This window comes from Actinocrinis sp., from assembly GCF_035650855.1.
Lineage (GTDB): Bacteria > Actinomycetota > Actinomycetes > Streptomycetales > Catenulisporaceae > Actinocrinis.
The window spans coordinates 1-10,118 of record NZ_DASRGV010000139.1 but is presented as its reverse complement, the minus strand read 5'-3'; the positions used below and the strand labels follow the sequence as shown (position 1 = coordinate 10,118).

The 10,118-nt window shown below is 70.4% G+C and carries 10 protein-coding genes; 3 read left to right on the top strand and 7 right to left on the bottom strand.

From position 1 onward, the window contains the following. On the top strand, window positions 1–883 hold an 883-nt coding region (locus tag VFB40_RS10915; protein ID WP_324849552.1), incomplete at its 5' end, for a PucR family transcriptional regulator. Window positions 884–919: 36 nt separating this feature from the next. On the opposite strand, the gene VFB40_RS10910 is transcribed toward VFB40_RS10915, so the two are convergent. The 7 genes from VFB40_RS10910 to VFB40_RS10880 all read right to left on the bottom strand — a co-directional run bounded on the left by VFB40_RS10910 (window position 920) and on the right by VFB40_RS10880 (window position 8,226). Next, window positions 920–2,215 (bottom strand): extracellular catalytic domain type 1 short-chain-length polyhydroxyalkanoate depolymerase, encoded by a 1,296-nt coding sequence (locus tag VFB40_RS10910; protein WP_324849550.1) that lies wholly within the window; start codon window positions 2,213–2,215, stop codon window positions 920–922. A gap of 74 nt (window positions 2,216–2,289) precedes the next feature. After that, window positions 2,290–3,243, bottom strand: coding sequence for an alpha/beta fold hydrolase (locus tag VFB40_RS10905; protein ID WP_324849548.1), 954 nt, complete (start codon window positions 3,241–3,243; stop codon window positions 2,290–2,292). After that, a complete protein-coding gene (locus VFB40_RS10900; RefSeq protein ID WP_324849546.1) occupies window positions 3,236–4,408 on the bottom strand; it encodes a branched-chain amino acid ABC transporter permease in 1,173 nt (390 codons plus the stop codon). The genes VFB40_RS10905 and VFB40_RS10900 overlap by 8 nt, the downstream gene beginning before the upstream one ends. Further along, entirely contained in the window at window positions 4,405–5,274 is an 870-nt protein-coding gene (locus VFB40_RS10895) for a branched-chain amino acid ABC transporter permease (RefSeq protein ID WP_324849544.1), read from the bottom strand. Before VFB40_RS10895 ends, VFB40_RS10900 begins: the two co-directional genes overlap by 4 nt. After that, window positions 5,271–6,098: an ABC transporter ATP-binding protein gene (locus VFB40_RS10890; RefSeq protein ID WP_324849542.1), complete on the bottom strand. Its 828-nt coding sequence runs from the start codon at window positions 6,096–6,098 to the stop codon at window positions 5,271–5,273. Before VFB40_RS10890 ends, VFB40_RS10895 begins: the two co-directional genes overlap by 4 nt. Beyond that, window positions 6,095–6,976 carry an ABC transporter ATP-binding protein gene (locus VFB40_RS10885; RefSeq protein ID WP_324849540.1) on the bottom strand — a complete coding sequence of 294 codons (882 nt, stop codon included), beginning with the start codon at window positions 6,974–6,976 and terminating at the stop codon, window positions 6,095–6,097. Before VFB40_RS10885 ends, VFB40_RS10890 begins: the two co-directional genes overlap by 4 nt. Window positions 6,977–6,987: 11 nt before the next feature. Continuing rightward, window positions 6,988–8,226: a substrate-binding domain-containing protein gene (locus VFB40_RS10880; RefSeq protein ID WP_324849538.1), complete on the bottom strand. Its 1,239-nt coding sequence runs from the start codon at window positions 8,224–8,226 to the stop codon at window positions 6,988–6,990. Between the two features lie 308 nt (window positions 8,227–8,534). On the opposite strand from VFB40_RS10880, the gene VFB40_RS10875 reads away from it, so the two are divergent. Further along, window positions 8,535–9,338, top strand: a complete 804-nt coding sequence (locus VFB40_RS10875) for a CoA transferase subunit A (RefSeq protein ID WP_349261434.1) — start codon at window positions 8,535–8,537, stop codon at window positions 9,336–9,338. Window position 9,339: 1 nt separating this feature from the next. Continuing rightward, the gene (locus VFB40_RS10870; RefSeq protein WP_324849533.1) at window positions 9,340–10,002 is read left to right on the top strand and encodes a CoA transferase subunit B; all 663 of its coding nucleotides are present in this window, start codon (window positions 9,340–9,342) and stop codon (window positions 10,000–10,002) included. Window positions 10,003–10,118: the final 116 nt, after the last annotated feature.

The following is a 10,118-nucleotide window of genomic DNA, read 5'->3' as shown; positions in this document are numbered from 1 at the left end:
GCGGCTGGGCGCGATGGTGCTGCGGGGGCGGCCCGAGCTGGATCTGGAGAGCGCGGACCAGCGGATCTTGGAGCGGGCGGCGACGATGACGGCGCTGCGGCTGCTGATCGAGCGCTCGGTGCAGGAGGCGGAGCACCGGGTGCGCGGCGAGTTGGTGGCGGACCTGCTGGCCGCGTCGGACCGGGGCGAGCCGAGCTTGGAGTCGCTGCGGGAGCGGGCACGTAGGCTCGGCGCGGATCTCGACGTGCCTTCCATCGCCGTCGTGGCGTACGCGCAGGACGCGGACCGGCAGCGCCTCGCTTCGGCGGCCGCGCACTTGGCAGCAACCAATCGTGGCTTGGCCGGCGAGCGTGGCGGCACCACGGTGTTGCTGCTCCCCGGTTCGGATGCGACCGGTGTAGCACGCGACGTGGTGCATCATCTGCACGGCGCGATTCAGCGCCCGGTGACGGCAGGCGCGGCGGGTCCGGTTCGCGGGCCGGCCGCCTTCGCCGCCGCGCACGCCGAGGCGGCTCGCTGCCTGGCCGCGCTTCAGGCTCTCGGCCGGATCGGCGACGCCGCGTCCACCCGCGACCTGGGTTTCGTCGGGTTGCTTCTCGGGGGTACGGAGCCGCGCAAGTCGGATGTTCCGGCGTTTGTACAGGCGACGCTCGGGCCGGTGCTCGACTACGACGCGCGGCGGTCGACCGAGTTGGTGCACACGCTGGATGCGTACTTCGGCTGCGGCGGGAACCTGATGCGGACTAAGGACGTCCTGCACGTCCACGTCAACACCGTGACGCAGCGTTTGGATCGGATCGCCCAACTGCTCGGCGCGGACTGGAACTGCCCCGAGCGCGCCCTAGAGCTACAGCTGGCATTGCGGTTGCACCAACTGCTGTGACGCCTAGGACGCGCTCGGGCGCTTGTGCGCGTGCTGCTACGGGCAGTGGGCGTCGGCGATCACGTAGTAACCCGAGCTCGTCTCCTCCAGCGTGTGGACTGTGTAGATGTTCCACAGGCCCATGTTCTGGTTGGAGCCGTTGGCGTACGTGTAGCCGCCGGACTGGTACGCGTGCCCGTCAACGGTCTGCTGATAGTTGCTCTCGGTGAAGCACTTCGGGCTCCACGTCGAGGACGGGCTGGATGACGGCGATGCGGACGCCGACGGCGTGGGTGAGGTGGACGGCGACGCTGTCGCGCTCGACGAGGACCCCGAGCCGGAACCGTTGAGGCCCCAGAAGACCGCTGTGTAGTACGTCGAGCAGATGTAGTTGAGGAAGTACGCACCGGTCGTACCGCACTGTGCGGTTCCCGAACCCGGGTTAACAGCCAGGCCGTGGCCCATCCCGGAGATCATGTACATCTCGACTGCGGGCTTACCGCTCGCGTCGTTGTAAATGCTCTCGGTAGTACCGCCGGTCAGCGATGCGGTAGACGAAGCCGTCTGGCTGATCCCCCACACACCGGTCCACTGGTCCATCAGATCGGTCGCGTTGGCAGGGTTGACCGTATAGTCGCTCGTGCCCTGCCAGATGGCGACGCGGGGCCAGGGCCCGCTGTATCCGGGATCTGAGTTTGTCGCCAGCGCGGCCCACTGCGCGACGGTCTTGTTCACCGTGCCGGACTGGCAGGGAGAGGCGCTGGTGCTGCCTGCGGTGGCGCACTGGGCCGGAAGGCCGGAGTCGACCGAACCGGCCGCGAACACGTCCGGGTAGTCGGCGAGCAGGTCGGCGGTCATCCCGCCGCCGGCGGACAGCCCGGTGACGTAGATCCGCGAGGCGTCGATCGAGTAGTGCGCCTGCATGTACTGGACCATCTGGATGATCGAGGCGGCCTCGCCGTTGCCGCGGGTGTCGTCCGAGGAGGTGAACCAGTCGAAGCACTCGAGCGAGTTGTTCGCGGAGGTCTGCTGCGGGAAGACCAGGTCGAAGCCCCACTGGTCGGCGTACTTGGGCCAGCCCGAGTCGTTGTAGTAGTCGGACGCCTGCTGGGTGCACCCGTGCAGGGCGACCACGAGCGGGGCGTTGGGCTGAGCCGAGGTCGGGACGTAGTCGTACATCTGGAGGGCGCCCGGGTTCGAGCCGAAGTTCGGGACCTGGGTCAGCGAGCCGGCGGCCTGGGCGCGCTGGCCCGAGCCGGTGGCGACGAGGAACGCGGTGAGTGCGGCGAGCACGACGGCCAGCGCGAGGGAGGCGCGGGTCGGCGGGCGGCGCGCAAACGACGGTGGTTGCACGAAATGCCTTTCGCCGGTGGGTGTGGCCTTTCAAGGTCGTGACCCTAGGCGTGATTTCGCGCTTTCATCATGTGCTATGCCGCCACTTCGGGCGGTGCGGCAGTGTTGTTCGCGGGGCCGTGTTGTTTGTGTTCGGCGTGCCGGATCAATTCAGCGGCCACCGTATCGGCGCCGACGCCGGGTCCGATGATCGTGTAGTGATTGGTGTCGGATATCAGCCTGGCGGTTACCCGAGCGCGGTCGATACCGACCGCCGTGAGCATGTCGTCGTCGTAGAAGCCGTGCGGCTGGTTGAGGATGCCGCGCTCCGCGTAGAGGAGCGTCACCGGGCACGTCGCGGTGTTGATTGCCTCGCTGATGAAGTCGTCGGTGATCAACTGCCGTCCGTCTGCCCGTATCGCGTCCTCGATGCATGAGGAGACGACCTTGCCGTCGGGCAGCCAGAGGGTGTCGCGGCCCAGATATGCGACGAGTTGCGGACTCCAATGGCCGATGAACGAGGGATGCTCCCGGTGGAAGTCCAGGTACGCCTCGCCGTCGGCGAAGGTCATGTGCAGCTTGCGAATCGCCGGGCCGACCGTGAGTTCCAGCAGCTTGTCGGGGTCATCGATACCGGAGACGAGCGGGAGCCTGGCGCCGCCGTCCACCGCGACGAGCGATTCCACACGGTCGGGATACCGCGCGGCGAGCGTGCACACGATGAACGCGCCGAGGGAGTGCCCGACGAGCACGGCGCGGTCCAGGCCGGCATGGTCGAGGACGGCGACAACGTCGTCCACGTCGGAATCGAGGCCCCAGGGCGAGGCTATGTCCCGGGAGTAGGCGCGGCCGCGCAGGTCGAGGGCGACGAGGTTGACCCGGCGATCGACGGCTTCGGCGACCGCGGCCCAGGCGAGGGCGTTCGCGGTGATGCCGTGCACCAGAACGGCGGTCGGCGCGCCGGGATCGGCCGCGGCCCAGCGCAGCACGGCCAGATCCCCGCCCCTGACCGGTATCTGGTATTCCTCGAAATCGCGGAAGTCAGCCACGCGGCGCCACCTCTTCCCGGCTTTTCGCGTTCACGGCGTCGCGCTTTGCGCGGTGCCGCCTGGTTATCGGCATACCTCTCATGGGCATAGTCGAGGCGCGAAGGCGCGCAGGCAACGTGGCGAGTCCACCCGGGAGAAAAAACACCACCGCCACGAACGAAACTCCTAACAAAAAGAGCGGCTGCTGCAGCGGGCCACGCAAAAGGCCGGGAAGCGAGGCCACCGAGGAGGAGCCGGAAAGCCGGGTGAGCGACTGATCGGCATACGCGTACAGCACTCCCCCGGCGACCACGCCCCATCGGCGCCCCGCGCCGCCGAGCACCACCATGACGAGCAGGCCGAGTGTGAAGTCGGATCCGGACACGGTGGGCGTCGCGCCGCCGAGCAGCAACAGGTAGATCACTCCCCCGCCGGTGGCCAGCACTCCGGCGATCACGAACGCGAGCAGCTTGAACAGGTACGGGTTGAGGCCCAGCACCTCGACGCGCTGCTGGTTCTCCTTGACCGCGCGCATCATCCGGCCGGGTACGGACGTGGTCAGCCACCAGACCACGGCCGCGCACAGCACCAGGTAGGCGAGGGCGAGCCAGTACAGGTTGGCCGTGTTGCGGATGCCGGAGAGCGCGGCCGGGACGGCGGCGGCGTTCAGCGTCTGGCCCTGTTCCCCACCGGTGAGCGCGGGCGAGCCGGAGACCACCAGCAGCGAGACGGCCTGACCGAAGGCGAGCGTGACCATGGCGAACCCGATGCCGTCCACGCGCAGCGCCACCGCGCCGAGTACAACCGCCGCGACCAGCCCGACGCCGAGTCCGGCGAGCGCGGATATCAGTAGGCTGTTTCCGGCGTGGTTGACCAGGATGGTGGTGACGTACATGCCGCCGGTCACGAACAGGCCGTGGCCGAAGGACATGATGCCGGTGTGCCCGAACAGCAGGTCGTAGCTGAGTGCGAGCCCTGCGAAGACCAGACACACGGCCAGCAGTTGCAGCACCCCGGGCGAGTCGAGCGGTCCGTCGAAGACGCCGGGCAGCTGGACGGTCGAGTAAGGGATCGCATACAGCAGCCCCAGCGCGAGCACGACGAGCACTGCACGTCGCCCCGTCCCGCCGCTCGAAGCGATCGCGCTCGTCGCTCTCGCGGGAATCAGCGGTCTTGTCGGGCTCATGCCAGCCTGCCCTTGAGGTCGCGCCGGCGCAGCAGGAGCACCGCGGCCAGCAGGATGACGACGGACTCGTCGCCGAGGTTCGGCGAGAGGTAGTTGGCGAACTGCTGCACAAGACCGACCGCCGCCGAGGCCACGGCCGTCCCGGTGAGCGATCCCATCCGGCCGAGCACCACGACGACGAACGCGAAGATCAGCAGCGAGGTGCCGTCACCTGGCGAGATCGACCCCTGATACAGGCCGTCGAGCAGCCCGGCCAGCCCCGCAGCGGCTCCACCGAGCGCGAAGACGCCGGTGAACGCCCGGTGCACGTCGATGCCAAGCGCGGCGACCATCTCCCGGTTCTCGACGCCCGCGCGCACGACCAGTCCCGCGCGGGTGCGGGCGAGCAGCAGCCGCAGGCCGCCGAGCAGCGCGAGCGCCGCGGCGATCAGCACGAAGCGGACTGTCGGGATGTGCGCGCCGAGGAGGCTGACGGTGCCGGCCAGCCAGCCGGGCAGGGCCCAGGTGCGCGGGTCGGCGCCCCAGATCGCTTGCAGCAGCGCGGGAATGGCGAGCCCGAGGCCGACCGTCGCGAGCACCTGGTCGAGCGGCCGCGCATACAGGGGCCTGATGATCAACAGCTCGGTGAGGGCGGCGAGCGCCGCGCCGCTGGCCACCGCGGCGATGAGCGCCAACCCGAGTCCGAAGCCGCCCGCGACGTGGTCGGCCACCGTCCAGGCCGCGTAGCCGCCGACCGCGACGAACGCCCCGTGCGCGAAGTTGAGCACGTCCATCAGGCCGAAGATGAGCGAGAGGCCGGAGGCGACCAGGAAGTAGAGCGCGGCGAGGCCGAGGCCGGTCGCGGACAGCAGAATCAGGGTGCTCACCGTGCACCTGCCTCGATGTCGGCGGCCGGTGCGGCGGCCGGTGCGGTTTTCGCAGTCGTCGAATGCACCGCTGCCGCGGAGACGCCGAGCAGCCGGTTGGTCAGGCTCGGGTCGGCGAGCAGGTCTCGGGCGTCGCCGGTGTGCACGACGCGTCCCATGTCGAGCACGACCGCGTCGCGCGCCATCCGCCGCACGACGGCGAGGTTCTGCTCGACGAGCAGGATCGGTACCTGCTCCGCGATCCGTCCGAGCGCGAGCGCGACCTGCCCGGCGTATTTCGGGGAGAGGCCCTTGGTCGGCTCGTCGATCAGCAGCAGCCGGGCCGGGCCGAGCAGGACCCGGCCGAGCGCGAGCATCTGCTGCTCGCCGCCGGAGAGCGTGCCGGCGTACTGGCGGGCGCGCTCGCGCAGCACCGGGAAGAGTTCGTACACGAAGTCGTAGCGCGCCGCCGCGCGGGCCGAGTCGGCCAGCCGCAGGTTCTCCTCGACGGTGAGGCCGGCGAAGACCGCGCGGTCCTCGGGCACGTAGCCGATGCCGAGCCGGGCGATCCGGTGCGTCGGCAGGGTGCTGAGATCGGTTCCGGCGAAGCTGATCGCGCCGCCGATCGGGTGCAGCCCGAGGATGGATTTCACGGTCGTCGTCTTGCCGACGCCGTTGCGGCCGAGCAGCGCGGTGACGCCGGTGACGGCCACGTCGAAGGTGACGCCGTGCAGGATGGCGCTGCCGCCGAGTGTCACGGTCAGATCGCTGACACGCAGAATCGGCTCGGACGCCGTCGGTGCCGGATCAACCGCTACCTGGTTGATCGAGCTCTGATATGTCACAGCGGCTCCCCCAGATACGCCTCGCGCACCGTCGGGTCGTCGACCACGGCGGCCGGCCGGTCGCAGGCGAGCAGCGCGCCGTGGTGCAGCACCGCGACCCGCTGCGCCAGGCCGAGCACGACCTCCATGTGGTGCTCGACCATCAGGATGGTGGCTCCGTCCCGGTGCACCTCGCGAATCAGCTCGGTGAGCTCCGGGACCTCCTCCATCGCCATGCCGGCCATCGGCTCGTCGAGCAGCAGCACCGAGGGCTTCGCCGCGAGCAGGATCGCGAGTTCCAGCTTGCGCTTCTCGCCGTGCGAGAGCGAGCCGGCGCGGGCGAAGGCGCGGTGGCCGAGGCGGCAGCGCTCCAGCGCCTGCTGCGCGCGTTCCCGCGCCGGGCGGCCGATCCTGCGCCACACGGCCAGGCAGCCGAGCGGTCCGGCGAGCGCCGCCTGCGCGGCGAGCTGCGCGTTCTCGGCGACGCTCAGGCCCGGGAAGACGCTGGAGGTCTGGAAGGTCCGGCCGAGGCCGTGGCGCACGCGGCGGTGTGTCGGCAGCCGCGTCACATCGTGACCGCCGAGCGCGATCCGGCCCTCGTCCGGGCGAATCAGACCGCTGATCAGGTTGAACAGCGAGGTCTTGCCCGCCCCGTTCGGCCCGATCACGGCGAGCAGTTCGCCGGGCTCGGCCGCGAAGCCGACCCGGTCGACGATCGCGCGGCCGCCGACCCGCCAGGTCAGCTCCTCGATCGCGAGCGCGGGGACCGGCCGTTGCCCGAGTCCCGTCCAGCCGCGCTGTGCGTCACCGGGCCGGGCATCACCGGCGCGGGCGTCGTCGCCTTGAGCGCCGGGCGCGGCTTCGGCGGCCGGTGCGGCGGCCGCCGAAGGATTCCCCATCACCGACTCCATCAGGATCCTGATGTCTGCCAGGCCGGCGACGCGGGCGGCGGCGGGGCGATGGCGGCCGGGTCCACGCTCTTGACCAGCTGCGCCGTCCAGGCGGTGCCCGCTCCGCTCAGCTTGGCCTGGAACTCCGGCTGCAGCAGCGCGTGGTCGGCGGCGCGGACCGTGTACTGCCCGGCGACGCCCTGGAAGCTCCAGCCCTCCAGCGCCTTGATCTGCTTGTCGACGCTCACCGGGTCGGCCTCGATGGCGTGCGCGAACAGCTGGGCCGCGGTGAAGCCGTCCGGGGTGAACAGGTCCACGGTCCCGCCGGCCTTCCGCACGCTGGCGGTCATCGCAGCCTCGATCGGGTTGTCGCCGCCGGCCCCGGCGAAGTAGTGGGCCAGGAACTCGATCTTCGAGCCGGCCGGCCCGGTCGCCGGATAGGTGGCCGTGTTCGCCAGGCCGGTGACGACCTGCGTCGCGGAGAGCACGCCCTGCTGGTCGAGCGCCGTCCACAGCTGCGTGGCGTTGCTCCCCGCCCAGGCCACGAACAGCAGGTCCGGATGGGCCGCGAGCACCTGCTGGGTGAAGGGGGTGAAGTCGGTCGCGGTCGGCGGCACCAGCACGCTGGAGACCGCGGCGCCCTTCGCGCCGAGCACCGCCTTGACGCCGGTGGCGTTCGCGGTGCCGAACTCGCTGTTCTGCGCCAGCACGACGACCTTCTTGCCGGTCAGGTCGCCGACGAAGGTGCCGGCTGTGGCGATGTCCTGATACGACTCGCGGCCGGAGCGGAAGGTGTAGCGGTTGAGCCCGTCGAGCTTGTCCGTGGCCGCGGGCCCGGCGATGTCGAGCACCTTGTTCTGCGCGGCCACCGCGGCGACCTGCAGCGCGATCGCCGAGTCGACCGAGCCGCCGATCAGCGTCACGCCCTGGCCGATCAGGTCCTTGGCCTCGGAGACCGCCGTGGTCGGGTTGTCCGCGTCGTCCTCGACGGTCAGGTCGATCTTGTGCCCGGCGACCTTCCCGGTGCCGTGGGTGACGTAGTCGAGCCCGGCGGTGAGCCCGGCGAGGTACTCGGCGCCGTAGGACGCGAACGGGCCGGACTTCGCGGTGATGATCCCGATCTTGACGTCGGCGCTCGCGGCCGGGCCGCCGCTGCCGCCGCCGCTCGCCGAGGTGGGTGAGGCGCAGCCCGCGGCCGCGGCGGCCAGGGCGGCCGCGGCCAGCCCGGCGCCGAGGCGGCGAGGGGAAACAGAGCGCATCGTTGCTGCTCCTTCGAGAGGTCGGGTCCGGCTGTTGCGGGTGGGCGGATCCAGGCGGATTCAGTGCGCTGCCGGAACCCTAGGAACAGCGGCGATCCGCACCCATGGAGCGCGCCGCCATACTCGCGGCGGTCCGCATGTGCGCGTCCGCCATCCGATCGACCGGCGGCCCGGCCGAGACTCGCGATCGACAGCTCACTGGCTAGAGTCGTTCGCAGGAACTCGCCTCCCACAAGGACGTAGCGAGTCACACGCAGCGGCTTTGCCGTCAACGAAGATAGGGCCGCTACAAGTTAGGGATGGGCTCGATGGACAAGGTGGTCACCGCGGCCGAGGCCGTGGCCGACATTCCGGACGGGGCGAGTATCGCCGTGGGGGGCTTCGGCCTCTGCGGCATCCCGTCCACCCTGATCGCCGCGCTGCTCACGCGGGGCGCGACGGACTTGCGGGTGGTGTCGAACAACTGCGGGGTGGACGGCTGGGGCCTGGGCCTGCTGCTGGAGGCGGGCCGGATCTCCCGGATGACCAGCTCCTACGTCGGGGAGAACAAGGAGTTCGCGCGGCAGTACCTGTCCGGCGAGCTGGAGGTGGAGCTCACGCCGCAGGGCACGCTGGCGGAGCGGCTGCGCGCGGGCGGCGCCGGGATCCCGGCGTTCTACACCGCGACCGGGGTCGGCACCCAGGTGGCCGAAGGCGGGCTCCCGTGGAAGTACGCGTCCGACGGCTCGGTGGCGGTCGCCTCGCCGCCCAAGGAGGTGCGCAGCTTCGGCGACCGCGAGTACATCCTGGAGCAGGCCATCGTCACGGACTTCTCGCTGGTGCGGGCCGCGGTGGCCGATCGGCACGGCAACGCGGTCTTCAACGGCTCGGCGATGAACTTCAACCCGCTCGCCGCGATGGCTGGACGGATCTGCGTACTGGAGGCGGAGCGGATCGTCGAGCCCGGCGAGATCGCGCCGGCGAGCGTGCAGCTGCCGGGCGTGCACGTGCACCGGGTGGTCGAGGCGACCGTGGCGGAGAAGCGGATCGAGCGGCGCACCGTGCGCCCGCGGCCGCAGCAGGCCGGCGCCTCCGCGTCCGGCGCCGCCCACTCCAGCGAGAACGGGAACTGACATGGCCCTCGACCGCAACCAGATGGCCGCCCGCGCCGCGCTCGAACTGCGCGACGGGCAGTACGTGAACCTCGGCATCGGCCTGCCGACGCTCATCCCGAACTACGTGCCCGAGGGCGTGACGGTCGTGCTCCAGTCGGAGAACGGCATTCTCGGTACCGGGCCGTACCCGTATGAGGGCGATGAGGACCCTGACCTGATCAACGCGGGCAAGGAGACGGTGACCCTGCTGCCGGGCGCCTCGCTGTTCGACTCCGCCGCGTCGTTCGCGATGATCAGGGGCGGCAAGATCGATATCGCGGTGCTCGGCGCGATGCAGGTCAGCGAGCAGGGCGACCTGGCGAACTGGATGATCCCCGGAAAGATGATCAAGGGGATGGGCGGAGCGATGGACCTGGTGCACGGGGCGAAGAAGGTAGTCGTCCTGATGGAGCACGTGGCCAAGGACGGCGGGCACAAGCTGGTCAATGAGTGCTCGCTGCCGCTGACCGGAAAGCACGTGGTGGACCGGGTGATCACCGACCTGGCCGTCATCGACGTCGAGGACGAAGGCCTGGTGCTGCGCGAGCTCGCGCCGGGCGTCACCGTCGAGGAGGTGATCGCCGCTACCGGTCCGACGCTGCGCTTCCCGGGCGGCGAGGTCCCCACCATGCCGGTCGCCTGATCCCGATCTGATCCGCCCCGATTCACCACCCCATTCGCCACACCGATTCACGTGGGGCCGGGCTCGCTCGCGTAGCCCGGCCCCACTTCCGTTGCCGGCAGAGTATGCCGCACCCA

Excerpts from the sequence above, each read along its gene's own strand:
- VFB40_RS10900 (WP_324849546.1), bottom strand. The coding sequence starts at position 4,408 with ATGAGCCCGACAAGACCGCTGATTCCCGCGAGAGCGACGAGCGCGATC.
- VFB40_RS10885 (WP_324849540.1), bottom strand. The coding sequence starts at position 6,976 with ATGGGGAATCCTTCGGCGGCCGCCGCACCGGCCGCCGAAGCCGCGCCC.
- VFB40_RS10880 (WP_324849538.1), bottom strand. The coding sequence starts at position 8,226 with ATGCGCTCTGTTTCCCCTCGCCGCCTCGGCGCCGGGCTGGCCGCGGCC.
- VFB40_RS10875 (WP_349261434.1), top strand. The coding sequence starts at position 8,535 with ATGGACAAGGTGGTCACCGCGGCCGAGGCCGTGGCCGACATTCCGGAC.
- VFB40_RS10870 (WP_324849533.1), top strand. The coding sequence starts at position 9,340 with ATGGCCCTCGACCGCAACCAGATGGCCGCCCGCGCCGCGCTCGAACTG.